Source organism: Mesorhizobium sp. M0244, assembly GCF_040321795.1.
Lineage (GTDB): Bacteria > Pseudomonadota > Alphaproteobacteria > Rhizobiales > Rhizobiaceae > Mesorhizobium.
Genome location: NZ_JAMYSE010000127.1, coordinates 1 through 15,916 on the forward strand (window position 1 = coordinate 1; position 15,916 = coordinate 15,916).

At 63.7% G+C, this 15,916-nt stretch carries 17 protein-coding genes and 1 riboswitch; of the genes, 8 read left to right on the forward strand and 9 right to left on the reverse strand.

Annotated features, from left to right (window positions below; genetic code table 11):
• The 3 genes from NKJ08_RS35610 to NKJ08_RS35620 all read right to left on the reverse strand — a co-directional run.
• The coding region (locus tag NKJ08_RS35610) for a LysE family transporter (RefSeq protein WP_352785904.1) at nucleotides 1-380 on the reverse strand (380 nt) is incomplete at its 3' end.
• Between the two features lie 146 nt (nucleotides 381-526).
• A complete protein-coding gene (locus tag NKJ08_RS35615) occupies nucleotides 527-1,474 on the reverse strand; it encodes an aldo/keto reductase (protein ID WP_352528837.1) in 948 nt (315 codons plus the stop codon).
• 194 nt (nucleotides 1,475-1,668) lie between these two features.
• Nucleotides 1,669-1,923 carry a hypothetical protein gene (locus NKJ08_RS35620; protein WP_352785908.1) on the reverse strand — a complete coding sequence of 85 codons (255 nt, stop codon included), beginning with the start codon at nucleotides 1,921-1,923 and terminating at the stop codon, nucleotides 1,669-1,671.
• Here NKJ08_RS35620 and NKJ08_RS35625 point away from each other — a divergent pair.
• The gene (locus tag NKJ08_RS35625; RefSeq protein ID WP_352778698.1) at nucleotides 1,922-2,902 is read left to right on the forward strand and encodes a quinone oxidoreductase family protein; all 981 of its coding nucleotides are present in this window, start codon (nucleotides 1,922-1,924) and stop codon (nucleotides 2,900-2,902) included. The genes NKJ08_RS35620 and NKJ08_RS35625 overlap by 2 nt on opposite strands.
• 45 nt (nucleotides 2,903-2,947) lie before the next feature.
• Here NKJ08_RS35625 and NKJ08_RS35630 read toward each other — a convergent pair whose 3' ends face one another.
• Nucleotides 2,948-3,481, reverse strand: coding sequence for a gamma-glutamylcyclotransferase (locus NKJ08_RS35630; protein WP_352778696.1), 534 nt, complete (start codon nucleotides 3,479-3,481; stop codon nucleotides 2,948-2,950).
• Nucleotides 3,482-3,594: 113 nt separating this feature from the next.
• On the opposite strand from NKJ08_RS35630, the gene NKJ08_RS35635 reads away from it, so the two are divergent.
• Nucleotides 3,595-4,596 carry a DUF2125 domain-containing protein gene (locus tag NKJ08_RS35635; protein ID WP_352528833.1) on the forward strand — a complete coding sequence of 334 codons (1,002 nt, stop codon included), beginning with the start codon at nucleotides 3,595-3,597 and terminating at the stop codon, nucleotides 4,594-4,596.
• Between the two features lie 32 nt (nucleotides 4,597-4,628).
• On the opposite strand, the gene NKJ08_RS35640 is transcribed toward NKJ08_RS35635, so the two are convergent.
• Both NKJ08_RS35640 and hisC read right to left on the reverse strand, forming a co-directional pair.
• On the reverse strand, nucleotides 4,629-5,564 hold the full coding sequence (locus tag NKJ08_RS35640; protein ID WP_352528831.1) for a prephenate/arogenate dehydrogenase family protein: 936 nt from the start codon (nucleotides 5,562-5,564) through the stop codon (nucleotides 4,629-4,631).
• Between the two features lie 4 nt (nucleotides 5,565-5,568).
• Nucleotides 5,569-6,678, reverse strand: coding sequence for a histidinol-phosphate transaminase (gene hisC / locus NKJ08_RS35645; RefSeq protein WP_352528829.1), 1,110 nt, complete (start codon nucleotides 6,676-6,678; stop codon nucleotides 5,569-5,571).
• A 138-nt stretch (nucleotides 6,679-6,816) separates the two neighbouring features.
• Nucleotides 6,817-6,894, forward strand: a riboswitch (SAM riboswitch).
• Between the two features lie 93 nt (nucleotides 6,895-6,987).
• On the opposite strand from hisC, the gene metX reads away from it, so the two are divergent.
• The 4 genes from metX (at nucleotide 6,988) to NKJ08_RS35665 (ending at nucleotide 10,895) form a co-directional block, all read left to right on the forward strand.
• Entirely contained in the window at nucleotides 6,988-8,157 is a 1,170-nt protein-coding gene (gene metX / locus NKJ08_RS35650; RefSeq protein ID WP_352528827.1) for a homoserine O-acetyltransferase MetX, read from the forward strand.
• A gap of 58 nt (nucleotides 8,158-8,215) precedes the next feature.
• On the forward strand, nucleotides 8,216-8,830 hold the full coding sequence (gene metW, locus NKJ08_RS35655; RefSeq protein WP_352528924.1) for a methionine biosynthesis protein MetW: 615 nt from the start codon (nucleotides 8,216-8,218) through the stop codon (nucleotides 8,828-8,830).
• A gap of 242 nt (nucleotides 8,831-9,072) precedes the next feature.
• Nucleotides 9,073-9,819, forward strand: coding sequence for an SDR family NAD(P)-dependent oxidoreductase (locus tag NKJ08_RS35660; protein ID WP_352528825.1), 747 nt, complete (start codon nucleotides 9,073-9,075; stop codon nucleotides 9,817-9,819).
• Nucleotides 9,820-9,860: 41 nt separating this feature from the next.
• Entirely contained in the window at nucleotides 9,861-10,895 is a 1,035-nt protein-coding gene (locus NKJ08_RS35665) for an RNA polymerase subunit sigma-70 (protein WP_352528823.1), read from the forward strand.
• Nucleotides 10,896-10,917: 22 nt separating this feature from the next.
• Here the strand turns inward: NKJ08_RS35665 and NKJ08_RS35670 are convergent, their stop codons facing one another.
• The 3 genes from NKJ08_RS35670 to NKJ08_RS35680 form a co-directional block, all read right to left on the reverse strand.
• Nucleotides 10,918-11,724 (reverse strand): DUF1194 domain-containing protein, encoded by an 807-nt coding sequence (locus NKJ08_RS35670; protein WP_352528821.1) that lies wholly within the window; start codon nucleotides 11,722-11,724, stop codon nucleotides 10,918-10,920.
• A gap of 76 nt (nucleotides 11,725-11,800) precedes the next feature.
• Nucleotides 11,801-13,627, reverse strand: coding sequence for an ABC transporter ATP-binding protein/permease (locus NKJ08_RS35675; protein ID WP_352785916.1), 1,827 nt, complete (start codon nucleotides 13,625-13,627; stop codon nucleotides 11,801-11,803).
• Between the two features lie 127 nt (nucleotides 13,628-13,754).
• A complete protein-coding gene (locus NKJ08_RS35680; protein WP_352528817.1) occupies nucleotides 13,755-14,525 on the reverse strand; it encodes a class I SAM-dependent methyltransferase in 771 nt (256 codons plus the stop codon).
• Nucleotides 14,526-14,623: 98 nt separating this feature from the next.
• Between NKJ08_RS35680 and gloB the strand changes: the two genes are divergently transcribed.
• Together gloB and NKJ08_RS35690 are read left to right on the forward strand one after the other, a co-directional pair.
• Nucleotides 14,624-15,391 carry a hydroxyacylglutathione hydrolase gene (gloB, locus tag NKJ08_RS35685; protein ID WP_352528815.1) on the forward strand — a complete coding sequence of 256 codons (768 nt, stop codon included), beginning with the start codon at nucleotides 14,624-14,626 and terminating at the stop codon, nucleotides 15,389-15,391.
• A gap of 6 nt (nucleotides 15,392-15,397) precedes the next feature.
• On the forward strand, nucleotides 15,398-15,826 hold the full coding sequence (locus NKJ08_RS35690; protein ID WP_352528813.1) for a cupin domain-containing protein: 429 nt from the start codon (nucleotides 15,398-15,400) through the stop codon (nucleotides 15,824-15,826).
• Nucleotides 15,827-15,916: the final 90 nt, after the last annotated feature.

Here is a 15,916-nt window from a genome sequence, read left to right on the forward strand (position 1 = left end):
GGGCCGCGGTCAATACGTACGCCCCCAGGTATGGGGTTATGGCCCCCACCCCCCGCGCCCGCCGCCTGGGGCGGCCCCGTCGCTATCTTGAACGCCAGGTAAAGGATGTAGGCCGCTGAGGCGACCGCCAGCAGCGCCGCAAGCTTCGGCAACGCGGCGAGAACGGCCATGATGCCCGTCGCCACCACCAGCAGCACGAGGATCGTGCCGAAAACGATGCCCGAGGCATAGCGGAGCGAATCACGCAGGCCGAACGCGGCACCGACCGCGGTGACGCTTATCGTCGCCGGTCCCGGGCTGCCCATGACGATGGCCGATGCCAGCACAAGCGCCAGCAATTGCTGCCATAGCTGCTGATCGATAAGAACCTGTGCGGCCATGCGGCGTCCCTGCATCCTGCGACGATGCAGGGACGGTAAGGCAAGGCGGCGGTGCCCGTCTTGAACGATCGTGCAAGCTCGTTCGCGCTCAGCTGACGGATCTACTGCTTGAATATCCTGGATAGATAAGCAGCTCCAAACCGCGGCTAGGCGCTGGCTTTGTCGAGTTCGGCGATATCGTCCGGGCTGAGCTGCAACGACGCGGCACGAACCAGGCTGTCGAGCTGGTCGAGCGTTGTCGCGCTGGCGATCGGAGCGGTGACGCCGGGGCGCGCCATCACCCAGGCAAGCGCCACTTCCGCCTGCTTGGCCGAATGTCTGCCCGACACGGCGTCGAGTGCTGAAAGAATGCGCATGCCGCGCGCGTTGAGATATCCTTTGACACCACCGCCGCGCGGGCTTTTGCCGAGGTCGGCTTCGCTCCGGTACTTGCCGCTTAAAAAGCCCTTGGCGAGGCTGAAATAGGTGATGACGCCGATGTCCTCGGCCGCGCACAGATCGCGCAGCGGACCATCGAAGGACGAGCGGTCGTAGAGATTGTATTCCGGCTGCAGCACCTCGTAGCGCGGCAGGCCGCGCAGGCTTGCTACGTCGAGTGCGGCGCGTAACTGGGCGGCGTCGAGGTTGGAAGCGCCGGCATAGCGGATTTTGCCCGTGTCGAGCAGTTTCTGGTAGGCGCCGAGCGTTTCTTCATAGGGAGTGGCCGGATCAGGCCAGTGCGACAGATAGAGATCGATGGTATCGACCTGCAGCCGCTTCAGCGAGGCGTCGATGGCCTTTTCGATATAGGCGGCGGACAGATCCCTCTTGCCCTGGCCCATGTCCGAACCGACCTTGGTGATGACGACAACCTTGGCGCGGTTCCCGCGGCTCTTCATCCATTTGCCGATGATGGTTTCGGATTCGCCGCCCTGGTGGCCGGGAATCCAGCGCGAATAGGAATCGGCCGTGTCGATGGCGTTGAGGCCGGCGTCGACAAAGCGGTCGAGCAGGTCGAACGAGGTTTTCTCATCGGCGGTCCAGCCGAACACATTGCCGCCCAGAACCAATGGCGCGATGGATAGGTCGGTGCGACCGAGACGACGTTTCTGCAAGGCTGATCTCCATGGTGATTCATGCTGGGGCGGGTGGGAGCCGCCGACCGGGCTAACCTATGGCGTGCCGCGGCAACGTCAAACGCATAGCCTTTTTTCCAGCCCGCCGGCGCTTCACAAAGCCGCGACCCGCCGCGCCCCGTGTCCAGCCAATGGCTATTGGCTCTGGCATCGAAATTCGCCAGGCGGCAGTCCTACGGCGCGATTTCGGCAATGCCGAGTCTGGTGCCTTCAAGAAGCGTCTTCGCCGCCTCAGGACGCTGGTCCCCGATATCCAAACCAGCATTCTCTGAGGAAACATCTGGCAAATTTAGCACATAGATTGTCAAATCTGCCAATTCTGACTTTTGCCGGCCGGCCGTAAGTTCCGCGGCGCCGACGCAAATCTCGGCGCGGTCTGGCCGGGCCCAGACTGTTTGCCCCGGATCGTTTGTTATGGAGACCGGCATGAAAGCAATTGTATTTGACGCAATCGGCTCGCCGCGCGACGTGCTCTATGTGGACGACCTGCCGATGCCGCGGATCGGCGACGGCGAGGTGCTGGTCAGGATGGTCTCGGCCTCGATCAATCCGGGCGACTTCCTGTTTATCCAGAATCTCTATCCCGAACCGAAGAAGCCGCATTTTCCCCGGCAGATCGCGGGAAACCATGGCGCCGGCATCGTCGAAGCCGTCGGCGCGAACGTCTTGCTGGATCCGGGCACGCTTGTCGCGTTCAGCTATTATGGCAGTTGGGCCGAGTACGCGGCCATTCCCGCCGAATGGCTGATCCCGTTGCCTGCCGGCTATCCGGTCGAACGCGCCGGGCAGATGGTGAACCCCATTACCGCGTGGGATCTGATGGTGGATTCCCGTGTGCAGCCTGGCCAGTGGCTGGCTGTCACGGCCGGCTATTCGTCGATTTCGACAATGGTGATGCAGTTCGCCCAACGACGCGGCATCAACGTCATCGCGCTGGTGCGGCGCTCGCACCAAAGCTTTGACCTGAAGACGCTTGGCGCCGCCGCCATTCTTGACCTTTCGGACTTGAAGGCAAGCATCCGGGAAGCGGTGATGGATATCACCGGTGGCGCCGGATTGAACGGGATTATCGACAATGTCGGCGGACCTGCCAGCGGCGAATTGATCCGCACCCTGGCGCTCGGCGGGCAGATGGTGATCAATGGCGGCATGAGTGCCGAGCGCTTCGAACTGCACAATTTCGATGTGTTGCTGAGCGGCGTCGAAATCAGGGCGAATATCTATCGCTACTTCTTTTCGCCGCCGGTCGAAGCCGACCGGCCTGTGCTACGCGAGATCATCGACATCTTCGGCCAGCCCGGCTTCCACGTTCCTGTCGGCGGTCTCCACCCGCTGACCGAGTTCAAGCTTGCCGTGGCAAACAGCCTGGATCGCGCCGATCTTGGAAAACAGATTTTCAGGATGTAGCCCGGACCACGACACCGAAAACATCATGGTCAACGATAACAGAAGCTACGTCGCGATCCGTCTTGTCACCTCTTCCAGCCAGTGGTCGCTTATACCCAGTGCTTCGAGGTGCTCCAGCGTGCTGAGCACGTAGTCCTCATTCCTCCCCGACTGGCCGACGGCGCCGCGAACGACGGCCGCCGCCGCCGCCGCGTCGAGTGCACCGGCATATTGCTCATGGCTGCGGTCCACGACATAGGCGATGGCTTCGACCGTCTCGCCCCCATCCGTCTCACTCTTGTCGAGGCGAACGCTGAGCATACGTTCGAGATAGACGTTGGTGACCAGCTCACGTTCGCGCAGATAGGTGATGACCTCGTTGCGCAGCTCGCCTGGAACCCGGAACGCCAGCCCGATGCAGGAGCCGCCGCGGTCGAGGCCGAGCACCAGGCCCGGCCGTTCGCGCGTGCCGCGATGCACGAAAGAATAAACGCAGAGCGAACGGCGGTAGCCATGCAGGCGGGCGCGCCGCGTCTCGACATGCGCGAATCCCGGTCGCCAGATCAGTGAGCCGTAGCCAAAAACCCAAAAATCGCCCATATCGCCAAGCCTGATTGTGACGACCACCCCACCGGTGGTGTTTCAGTCCGTCTACCTGTTGTTGCCGCAAGCGACAGCCCACCCATGCCACCCGCGTTAACGAAAGCCGCAGCATGACGTCAAGTGACGAGCGCCCGCCGCCCAACCAACGTCGCCGCCTGTTGTGGCTTGCCGCTTTCATCCTCGTGCTGTTCGGCATCTACAGCGCCGGCTGGTTCTACCTGGCGGACCTGGTCGAGAGCGCAGCCGGCAAGGCGGTGACCGATCTCGACGAAAAGGGCATCAAGGCCGACTGCGCCAATCTCGCGGTCAGCGGCTATCCCTTCAGCTTCACCGTTTCCTGCGACAGTCTGGCTTACGAGGACGACAGCCGCAACGTCGCTGCCTCAACCGGCAAAATCAACGCCGCCACGCAGATCATACGGCTTCTGTCGCCTGCCGCCGAGCTCAGGGGGCCGCTCAGGACCTCGGTTCCCGGCATGACGCCGCTGTGGATCGACTGGGATGATTTGCAAGCCGGCATGAAGCTGTCTTGGCCGCTGCCGAGGCACCTCTCGCTGCAGGCGGAAGGCCTGTCCGGCCAGACCGATCCGGCGGACGATACCGATCCCGTCTCGCTGTTCAGTGCCGGAACCGCCGCAGGGCAATTGCGTCCAAACGGCCAGGATATCGACTATGCCGGCAATTTCACCGATCTCGAAATCGATGCGGCGGCCATCGACGGGCGCGTCTTGCCGCCGTTCGACGGCAGTGGCGACGTGACGCTGAAGAACGGCGTGGCGCTGATCAAGACAAATCCGAAGAGCCTGCGCGGCCAGGCTGCCGAAATCCACAAGCTCGATCTGTCGTCCGGAACTGCGCGCATCACCGTTTCCGGACCGCTGTCGGTCGACGACGACGGTCTCATAAATGCCGACCTGACGATCAAGCTCAACGATCCAAAGGCCGTGGCGGCAATCCTCGCCACCGCCATCCCCGAGCAGAAGAAAGAGATCCAAGCCGGCTTTGCCGGACTGGCGCTGCTCGGCAACCAGCCGTCGATGCCGCTGAAGATCGTCAAGGGCAAGGCCTCGCTCGGCTTCATCCCGCTAGGCAAGATCAAGCCGCTCGATTAGGCGGTCTGGCCTGCGATCGGCTTGCCGCGGGCTTACCCCTTTACCGGGTGTTCGACTGCCTGGCGGCCGAAATCCGGCGCGTCGATGTCCTGGCCCGCCTCGATGATCGAACGGCGGACGGCGCGGGTGCGGGTGAACAGGTCGAACAGTTTTTCGCCGTCGCCCCAGCGGATCGCCCGTTGTAGCGACGCTAGATCCTCGGAAAACCGCGCCAGCATTTCGAGGATAGCGTCCTTGTTGTGCAGGCAGACGTCGCGCCACATCGTCGGGTCGGAAGCCGCAAGACGGGTGAAGTCGCGAAAGCCGGAGGCCGAGTACTTGATGACCTCGGACTTGGTCACCGACTCCAGATCGTCGGCGGTACCGACGATGTTATAGGCGATGATGTGCGGCAGGTGCGAAACGATGGCCAGCGTCATGTCGTGATGCTGGGGGTCCATGGTGTCGATGTTGGAGCCGCAGCGGCGCCAGAATTCGGATAGCTTTTCCAGCGCCTCGGCATCGGTGCCGGGCAGCGGCGTGAAGATGCACCAGCGGTTCTCGAACAGTTCGGCAAAACCGGCATCCGGTCCCGATTTTTCGGTGCCGGCCAGCGGATGGCCGGGAATGAAGTGAACGCCCGCCGGCACATGCGGCTGCATCTGCGCGATCACCGACGCCTTGGTCGAGCCGACATCGGTGAGGATGGCGCCCTTTTTCAGCGCCGGTGCGATCTCCGCGGCGACCGTGCCCGAAGAGCCGACCGGCACCGAAACGATGACCAGATCGGCGTCGCGAACCGCTTCTTCCGCATCCGTCGTGTAGGTGTCGCCAAGGCCAAGTTGGCTGGCCCGCGCCAGCGTCGCTTCGCTGCGCGTCGAAATGGCGACTTGGCCGGCGAGTCCTTCGCGGCGGATGACCCGCGCCAGCGACGAACCGATCAGGCCGATGCCGACCAGCGCGATCTTTTCGAACATCGGTGATGTCATGGTTCTAGCTTTTCAGAAATGTCGCGAGTGCGGCGACAACGCCGCGATTGGCCTCTTCGGTGCCGATGCTCATGCGCAGCGCGTTCGGAAATCCGTAGCCGGAAACCCGCCGCAATATGTAGCCGCGCTGGCTGAGATAGTCGTCGGCGGCCGCCGCCGAATGCTTTTCGTCCTCGGGAAAGTGGATGAGGATGAAATTGCCGACGCTCGGCGTCACCCGCAGCCCGAGCCCGGTCAATTGCTCGCTCAGCCAGGCCAGCCAGGTCTCGTTATGGGCGACGCTGCGCTCGATATGGACGCGGTCGCGGATCGCGGCGATGCCGGCCTCGATCGCCGTCGCATTGACGTTGAAGGGGCCGCGCACGCGGTTGATCGCATCGACGATGTGCATTGGCGCATACATCCAGCCGATCCGCGCCCCGCCAAGGCCCAATTTCGAGAAGGTCCGCGTCATGACGACATTATCGGTGCCGCCCACCAGTTCGACACCGGCTTCATAGTCGTTGCGCCGGACATATTCGGCATAGGCGGCATCCAGCACCAGAAGCACGTTTCGCGGCAGGCCGGCATGCAGGCGGCGCACTTCCTGGAACGGCACGTAAGTGCCGGTTGGATTGTTGGGATTGGCAAGGAAGATGATCCTGGTACGCGGCGTCACCGCGGCCAGTATTGCATCGATATCGGCGCGTTCATCGGTCTCCTTGACCGTCACCGGGACAGCACCGGCCGACTGTATGTAGATCTTGTAGACCATGAAGCCGTGTTCGGTGATGATCGCCTCGTCGCCGGGAGCGAGGTAGGTCTGCGCAAGCAGGCCCAGGATCTCGTCGGAACCGTTGGAGCAGATGATGTTCGCCGGATTGAGCCCATGCACCTCAGCGATCGCTTCCCTCAGGCGCCTGGCGCTGCCGTCGGGATAGACCGCGAGCTTGTCGGCAACCGCGCGCGCGGCCTCTATTGCTTTCGGCGAAGGACCGAGCGGGTTCTCGTTCGACGACAGTTTGTGGACCTTGGCGACACCGGCGGGCGCCGTGCTCTTGCCGGGCACATAGGCTTCGATGTCCATGATGCCGGCGCGGGGCGTTGGACGTGTCTGGTCCGGTGTCTGGCTCATATTATGAAATCCGTCGAGGGTGCCTCCATCCGAAGGCCGCAGCGGAAATACAAGCCATGGCCCGGAATGTCGAGGGGCGGCAATTCAGGATGAAGAACTTGCCGTTGACGAAGCCACGCGCGAGTCATAGAAGAGCAGCGACAGTTCCGTGGTGATTTGGCCGGTCGGCTTGCAGCCACGTTAAACAACTTGCTAAAGGGCCGTTTGCATCTTGTAACCGGCTTTGCGAAGGCATGGCCGGTTTTTTGTTGCCCTGACTGGTTGTTGCCCCAGACCGGCGGACAACTGAAGGCGGGGCAAGGAGATGTGATGGTCGCTCTGCGCGCTCGAAAAACCAACAACGAGGCCGACCAGCCGTCGAGCCCGGTGTTGCGTTTCGGCGCCGACAAGCCGCTCAAGCTCGACGCCGGCACGCTGCTGTCGCCGTTCCAGATCGCCTACCAGACCTATGGCACGCTCAACGATGCGCGCTCCAATGCCATCCTCGTCTGCCATGCGCTGACCGGCGACCAGCATGTCGCCAACACCAATCCGGTGACCGGCAAGCCGGGCTGGTGGGAGGTGCTGATCGGCCCCGGCAAGATCATCGACACCGACCGCTTCTTCGTCATCTCGTCCAACGTCATCGGCGGCTGCCTCGGTTCCACCGGCCCCGCCTCGACCGATCCCGCCACCGGCAAGCCTTACGGGCTCGACCTGCCGATCATCACCATCCGTGACATGGTGCGCGCGCAGCTGATGCTGGTCGAGCATTTCGGCATCGAAAAGCTGTTCAGCGTGCTAGGCGGCTCGATGGGCGGCATGCAGGTGCTGCAATGGGCCTCCAGCTATCCCGAGCGCGTCTTCTCGGCGCTGCCGATCGCCACCGGCGCCCGCCATTCCTCGCAGAACATCGCTTTCCACGAGGTCGGCAGGCAGGCGGTGATGGCCGATCCGGACTGGCATGGCGGCAAATATTTCGAGCATGGCAAGCGGCCGGAAAAGGGGCTGGCGGTGGCGCGCATGGCCGCCCACATCACCTATCTGTCGGAAGCAGCGCTGCACCGCAAGTTCGGCCGTAACCTGCAGGACCGCGAAGCTTTGACCTTCGGTTTCGATGCCGACTTCCAGATCGAGAGCTATCTGCGCCATCAGGGCATGACCTTCGTCGATCGCTTCGATGCCAATTCCTATCTCTACATGACCCGGGCGATGGACTATTTCGATCTCGCCGCCGACCATGGCGGCCGGCTGGCCGATGCCTTCGCCGGCACCAAGACGCGCTTCTGCCTGGTCTCCTTCACCAGCGACTGGCTGTTCCCGACCGAGGAGAGCCGCTCGGTCGTCCACGCGCTGAACGCGGCCGGCGCTTCGGTATCGTTCGTCGAGATCGAGACCGACCGCGGCCACGATGCCTTCCTGCTCGACGAGCCGGAACTGTTCGCCGCCATCAAAGGCTTCATCGCCTCGGCCGCGCGGGCGAGAGGGCTCGGCGCATGACCCCGAAAAGTTGCAGACTTTTCGGATCAGGATCATGCGCCAAGCAGAAGGCGAAGCCATGAGCGTCAACCGCGCCCAGCGCGTCGACCTCGAAGTCGTCGCCGCGCTCATCCCGCCGCAGTCGCGGGTGCTGGACGTCGGTTCCGGCGACGGCCTGCTGCTCGAATTGCTGCAGGAGACCAAGAAGGTCGATGGCCGCGGGCTGGAGCTGTCGCAGCGCGGCGTCAACGAATGCGTGGCGCGCGGCCTGTCGGTCGTCCAGGGGGATGCCGACAAGGACCTCGAATTCTACCCCGACAAGGGTTTCGACTTCGTCGTTTTGTCGCAGACCTTGCAGGCGACCCGCAATCCGAAGCTGGTGCTCGACGAGTTGCTCCGGATCGGCAACCGCGCCATCGTCTCTTTCCCCAATTTCGGCCATTGGCGGGTGCGCTTTTCGCTGCTCTTCAACGGCCGCATGCCGGTGACCAAGGACCTGCCCTATTCCTGGTACGACACGCCCAACATCCATTTCTGCACCATTCGCGACTTCGTCAATCTGTGCGACGAGCTTGGCGCGACCGTAGAAAAGGCAACTGCGCTCGACGCCAACGGCCAGAGGATCGGCTTCTCCATGCCGTGGTGGTTCTGGAACTTTTTCGGTCAGCAAGCGGTGTTTCTGCTGAAACGATAGGTTTAACCGGCAGAAACCACGAACCACTGATCTGCGCGGCAAAACCCACCGTTATCCTGACATTCCGCCTTACATGATCGCTCGGCAGATCATCGCCGACGCGTTTCTTCCGGGCTTCGCGCGGGCCTTGCCGACCATGCCGAGAAAATTTCTGACCAGCACCGATGATTTCGGCACGCCTGCGCTGTCCTTGTCGATGAGCGCGCCTGGATGGTCCGGCGGCTGGGATAGAGAGGTGATCCATGGGATCGTTGCAAAATCAGAATGTCGTCGTCGTCGGAGGCAGCCGTGGTGTCGGCCGTTCGATCGCGGAGGCCGCCCTCAAAGAGAGAGCGACGGTGCTGGCCGTCGCCCGCGGAAAACAGTCCCTGGCGCAATTTGCCTGGGAAATTTCGGGCGTTAAGACGCTCGCGGTCGATGCAACCGTGGACTCCGCCCCCGATCGGGTCTTCGCCGCGCTGGAGCCGGACGTCCTGGTGATCTGTGCAGGCGCGCTGGCCCCTTCCGCGCCGGTGCACGAACAGAACTGGAAGGCGTTCTCCGCAAATTGGGAAACGGACGTCAAGGCGTCGTTCCTGTTTTGCCGGTCCGCTCTGCGGCGTCCGCTCAAGCCGGGAACCCGGATCGTTCTGATCTCCAGCGGCGCGGCCTTGACCGGCGGGCCACCGAATGCCGGCGGCTATGCCGGAGCAAAACGCATGCAGATGTTCCTGGCCGGCCATAGCCAGAAGGAGTCCGATCGGCTCGGCCTCGGCCTGCGCTTCATGGCGCTCGCGCCGATGCGCATCATGCCGGAGACCGGCGTAGGCAAGGCCGGCGTCGACAGTATCGCGGCCTATATGGGCATCCAGCCCGCGGACTTCATCGCCGCCATGACCGACATGCAAACGCCGGCCGATGTCGGACGGGCGGTCGTCGCACTCGCCACCGGCCAGTCGCAAGGCAGTACCTTCATGGTGAGCGGGAGCGGGCTTGCCCCGGCCGCCTGAGGCGCGCGTAATGCAAACCTGACCCGGAACCCGGAAGCCGCATGACAGACGCTCAGCCACCTCTGGAGCCAGCACGCCAGCAAGGCCAGCCGATTCTCGATCGGCTGGCCTTCGAGAAGGTCACGGCGGCGCATCGCCGCGAGCTCAAGCTGCATTGCTACCGCATGATGGGTTCGCTGCACGAGGCGGACGACCTCGTCCAGGACACGTTTCTTCGCGCCTGGCGCGCCAGGTCGGAGTTCGACGGGCGGGGTTCGGTTCGCGGCTGGCTTTACACGATCGCGACCAACGCTTGCCTCAACGCGCTGAAGGCGCGGACCAGGGCGCATCGCATTCTGCAGCAGCCCGGACAACCGCCCTCCCACGGCTCGGCTACAGGCGGGCCGTCGGCCGAAATTACCTGGCTGGAGCCCTACCCCGATGCCGAGCTTCCAGGCCTCGTCGACAGCGGGCCAGGTCCGGAAGCGCGTTACGAGAGCCGCGAAGCCGTCCGGCTCGCCTTCGTCGCCGCGATCCAGGATCTGCCGCCCAGGCAGCGCGCCGCGCTGCTGCTTTCCGACGTGCTGGGGTGGTCGGCTGTCGAGACGGCGCGTTTGCTGGGCGGATCGACGGCTTCGATCAACAGTGCATTGCAGCGCGCCCGCGCAACGCTTGCGGCGCGTTACCCTCAGGGACGGCCCGAGGCCCGATCGCGGCCCAATCCAGAAGAAGGACGACTGCTCGAGCGTTACATGCAGGCCTGGCAAGCCGCCAATCTCGACAGCTTGATCGAGCTGCTGCGTGAGGACGCCACCTATCACATGCCGCCCTGGCGCGAATGGTATCAAGGCCGGGAGGCGATCCGCGGTTTCTTCGAGACCGTCTGGGGGAATTTTGGCGGCTTCCGCACGGTGGCCACCGCAGCCAATGGCCAGCCGGCGGTCGGGGTCTATTCCCGCAGTCGCGATGACCCGGCGTGGCGGGCCCATTCCCTGCATGTGTTCGAGCCCGCTGAAGGCGGAATCGCCTCTTTGACGATCTATGTCGGGCCGCTCGGCCCCAGTCTGTTTCCGGCCTTCGGCCTGCCGCCGGCCTAGACTTGGCCCCTGCGGCAAGGTCTTAGCGGTCAAGTTCAGGGAAATACGGGTCCGAGAAAAACCGGCGGTCGCGCTCGCCCTGCAGACAGTCGATCGGCGCGTCGATGCGGATCGTCCTCAGGTCCTCCTTGGGATACTCGATGCCGCTGACCTCGAGCACCAGCTTGCGGCGGATGGCGGTGGCGAATTCGGAAGCCGCATAGATCGGCAGCACGAAGGAGCCCGGCCCGCCGGTGACGCATTCGGCATAATACCGGTCGAGATGGCTGAAGGTGGGTGACGGGCTGATCAGGATCGGTAGCCCGTTAATGACGATGCCCTTCGCCAGCGCCGCGTCGCGCGCCGTTGTGACCGGCAAGCCGCTATTGTTTGGGCCGTCGCCCGAGACATCGATGACGCGGCGTTTGCCGACGAAGGTCATGCCGTCGAAAAGCGCGGCGCCGAAGGCAAGTGCGCCGGAAATCGAGGTGCCGCGAAAGCTCCTGAACGGGCGGGCCGCGATCTTGTCGGCGAAAGCGTTGGCGCTCTCCTTGCTGTCGATGACCTGCCAGGCAATGACCGCATCGTCGCGGATGGTGCCTGCCCATTCGAAATAGGTGATGGCGATGCGGCCGGAGGTGCCGGCACGCGCGGCGTTGATGAAGTCGGGATGGCGCAGCGCCGCGACATAGCCGGCGCGCTGCAGGGCAAACTCCCTTTCATCCATCGACTGCGAAATGTCGACGGCCAGCACCAGCTCGACGTCGACGGCAACGGCATCGGCGGGCGCGGCCACAGGTGCTGCCGGGGCGCAGGCAAGGCAGGCGAGCAGGGTGAGAGCGTCAAGCATGGTCGGTCGGAACGTTCCCATCTGAAACGATCGCGACAGTTTTTCGCCGCGATCGCGGCGAAATAAAGCTTGGCTTCTATTTCTTTCGGCCGGCCGAGGCGGTAGCCGGGGGCGGTTCGATGGCGCCTGCCCTGACACGGGCCGGCTTGAGGGCCGGTTGGCCGGCATCCTTGAGGATGGTCAACGCCCGCGGGAAGAAGCGGATATTTTGCTGGCCGCGGCCGATATTGAGGATCGCGGCGTCGGGAAGGCGCTTCTCCAGCATCGACAGCACTTGCCTCAGCGCCGCGCCGTCGAACGCATCCAGCGCCTCGTCGATGATCACCCATTTCGGTCGCCGCAAGGCGAGCCTGGCAAAAGCCAGCAGACGCTGCTCGTCGTCGCTGAGCTCACGCTCCCAGCGTGCCGAGCGATCGAGCGAGGACGACAGGCGTTGGAGCCCGACCTCGGCCAACGCTGCCGAAATCTCGGCATCGCTCACGGTTGCCGCGCCATCTGAATGGTTGAGCACCTCGCGCAGCGTGCCAAGCGGGAAATAGGGGGTACGCGGAACAAAGATCGGCGCTTCTCCGGCCGGCATGCCGATCCGTCCGCTGCCCCATGGCCACAAACCGGCAATGGCGCGGAAGAACAGCGTCTTGCCGGCGCCCGGATCTCCGGTAATCATCACGCGGTCGCCGGCGCGGATTTCGACATGCGGCTCGGCAAGCTTGGTGCATCCGTCCGGCGAGGCAATCTCAAGTTTCTCGAAGGTCAGGCTGCCGTCCGGGTTTTCGCCGAAGGCGATGCGCCTTTCCGTATCGTGCAGCGCGTCGGTGTCGCCAAGCGCGATGCGGAAGTCGGCGACCCGCATCAGCGTGGCGCGCCAATCGGCGATACCGCCGATATTGTTGATGAACCAGCGCAGCGAGGAATGGACCTGGTTGAAGGCGCCGACTGCCATCATCAACCCGCCAAAGCTGATATCGCCGGCAAAATAGACCGGTGAAGCGACGAGGATCGGCGCGACGACAGTGATCCAGCCATAGGTATCGGTAACCCAGGAAAGATTGATCTGGGCGCTGTAGATACGCCGCATGGCGCCCAGCACCATGCCAAGGTCGAACTCGAGCCGGCGCCTGGCATCGGCCTCGCCATGCGCAAGCGCGATGGCATCGACATTCTCGTTGACGCGAACCACCGAGGAGCGCAGCTCCGCTTCACGCGTATAGCGATCGTTGTTGAAGCGGATCAGCGGCCGCCCGACCAGCCAGCTCAACCAGGAGGCGGTGCCCGCATAGAGGATCGCCGCCCAGACCATGTAGCCGGGTATGGCCAGCGAATGGCCGCCTATATGGAAGACGAAGCCGGAAGACAACGACCACAAGACGCCAACAAAGGAGGCAAGCAGGATGCAGGACTGCAGCAGGCCGATGCCGAAACCGGTAGAAAGATCGGAGAGATGCCCGGCATCCTGTTGCAGGCGCTGGTCGGGATTGACGCCGATGGCGCCGGCATGGGTCAGTCGGAAGGCGCGCGCCGGCCGCATCCATTCGCCGATCAGGTCGAGCGTCAGGGCCTCGCGCAGCTTCAGGCGGAGCATCTGGTCGAGCCAGGTCTGGCCGACATTGAGCACCACAAGCCCGCCAGCGATGCCGGCAAAGACCAGAAGCTGATGCAGGAAGCCCTGCATGTCGCGCCGCGCCAGCGCGTCGTAGAAAGGCTGATTCCAGCGATTGAGCAGAACCTGCCCGATCGAGCTCGCCACGATGACAGCGACGATGCCGATCGCTGCCCAAAGCAATTGTTTTCGCACTGGCGAGGTGGTCAGCGCCAATTTGATCGTTGCCAGTTGCTCACGCAGGCTGCTGGCTTCGATCGACGTGGCAAGCGTCTGGGCCTCGACATCCGGATGATCAGCCATGAGTGGATCCTTGCATTCGGAGCAATGCCAAACCGGTCACAGGGATCGGCCGCACGGCCTTCAATCGGACAGCAAATCTGATATCGTCAGATAGGCGTGAAAAAGCACGTCTCGGATCACGAACGCGTCATCCTGGCGGTGCCGGGTGTTCGGCCTGTGACAGCCGGCCGAGCGTCGGCGCGCCGTGCGGCGAGAGAACCGGCACGAAGACGCGGCGGGAAGCGCGCTGGGCGACCGGCACGCCCTGATAGAGCCGCTTCTGCGCCTCGACGACGATGACGCCGGAGAAGATCGGCCAGAAGCGCCGGCCGGCACGTTCCAGCACATTGTGGAACCGCATCATGAAGCGTCGCGGCGACGGCGGGAAGAACAGCGCATCGGACCATGCGGCCGGGGTGAAATTCGCTTCGCGCAGCAATTCGGTCAGCTGGCCGCGCGAGAACGGCCGGCCATTGCCGAAAGGCGTATGCTCGAAGCGCGCCCAGACGCCGCGCCGGTTGGGCACGACGATGACGACACGGCCGGCGGGCGACAGCACCCGCCAGATTTCGTTCAGCGTCTCGCGCGGGTTCTCGACATGTTCGAGCGAATGGACGAGCAGCATGCGATCAATGCAGGAATCGACCAGCGGCAGCTCCTCGTCGAAGACCAGCGCCGTCGCCGTCGGCCCCGTCGCCGGCCAGACCACCGCCCCCTGCGTTGCCGGCATGAAGGCGAAGACACGCTCGGCATCGCTGCCGAAGCGCTCCAGCCAGGGCAAGGTGTAGCCAAGGCCGACCAGCCGCTCGTTGGGCACGACGGCCCATATCGAGGACAGCGCCATGGTGATCGAGCGCTCGGCCAGGCGCCCGAGAGTGGTCGAATAGAAGGAACGGAGGTCGACAATATCTGAATGCATGGGCGGAACGGTAGCTTCGAAGCAGTTCAAGTTCAACAAAGGCGGATGACATCGTCTGGCCGCCGCCCTATGTCTGCGCCTAGAAACGGAGAGATGTGATGCCCGTCGAGATCGAACAATTCATGTGCCGCAGCGACAATTTCGGCGTCCTGGTGCATGACCCGAAAAGCGGCCAGACGGCGCTCATCGACGCACCCGAGGAGGCGCCGATCCTGGCCGCGATCAAGCGCACCGGCTGGACGCCGACGATGATCCTGACCACCCACCACCATCTCGACCACGTCGAGGCCAATCTGGCGCTGAAGGAGCGCTTCAAGCTGCGCATCGTCGGGCCGGAAGCCGAAAAGGCAAAGATTCCCGGCATCGACGAAACCGTCGAGCAAGGCTCGGTCGTCCACCTCGGCGATGAGCGGATCGAGGTCATCGCCACACCCGGCCACACGGCGGGTCATGTCACGTATCATCTGCCGGCGTCGAAAGTGGCATTCGCCGCCGACACGCTGTTTGCGCTCGGCTGTGGGCGGCTGCTCGAATGCAAGCCGCCGGTGATGTACGAATCCCTGAAAAAGCTCGCGGCGCTGCCGGCCGACACGGTCGTCTATTGCGGCCATGAATATACGCTGGCCAACGCCCGTTTCGCGCTCACCGTCGACCCGACCAATTCGGCGCTGAAAGAGCGCGCCGCCAAGATCGAGGCGCTGCGTGCCGACGGCAAGCCGACGCTGCCGACGACAATCGGCGAGGAACTGTCGACCAATCCGTTCCTGCGCTGGCACGATCCGGCGATCCGCAGGCATCTCGGCCTGGAGAAGGCCTCCGATGCCGAAGTGTTCGCCGAGATCCGCAAGCGCAAGGACAATTTCTAAGCGGCCATGACCAGTTCCGCCGAAATCATCGCCCTGCTCGGCCTGAAGCCGCATCCGGAAGGCGGCTGGTATGCCGAGACCTTTCGCGATGGCGCGGAAGGTGCCCGCGGCCATTCGACGGCGATCTATTTCCTTCTGGAGAAGAACCAATTGTCGGCCTGGCACCGGGTCAGGGACGCGGCGGAGGTCTGGCACTTCTATGACGGCGCGCCGCTGGCGCTCTCGATACATCGAGAAGACGGTCCCGTTATCGAGCAGATCCTCGGTACGGCGCTTGCCGCGGGCGAGCGGCCGCAGATTGTCGTGCCGGCGGGCTGGTGGCAGTCGGCACGCAGCCTCGGCGAATGGACCCTGGTCGGCTGCACCGTGGCTCCGGGCTTCGATTTCGCTGCCTTCGAACTCGCCGAACCCGGCTGGCAGCCGGGAACGCCCTAGGTGTTTGATCTCAGGCTTTAATGGCGCACCATTGTCGTCCGAATCAAAGGACGCGCTATGGGACAGATTCTACACGGCCGCGCCACGACG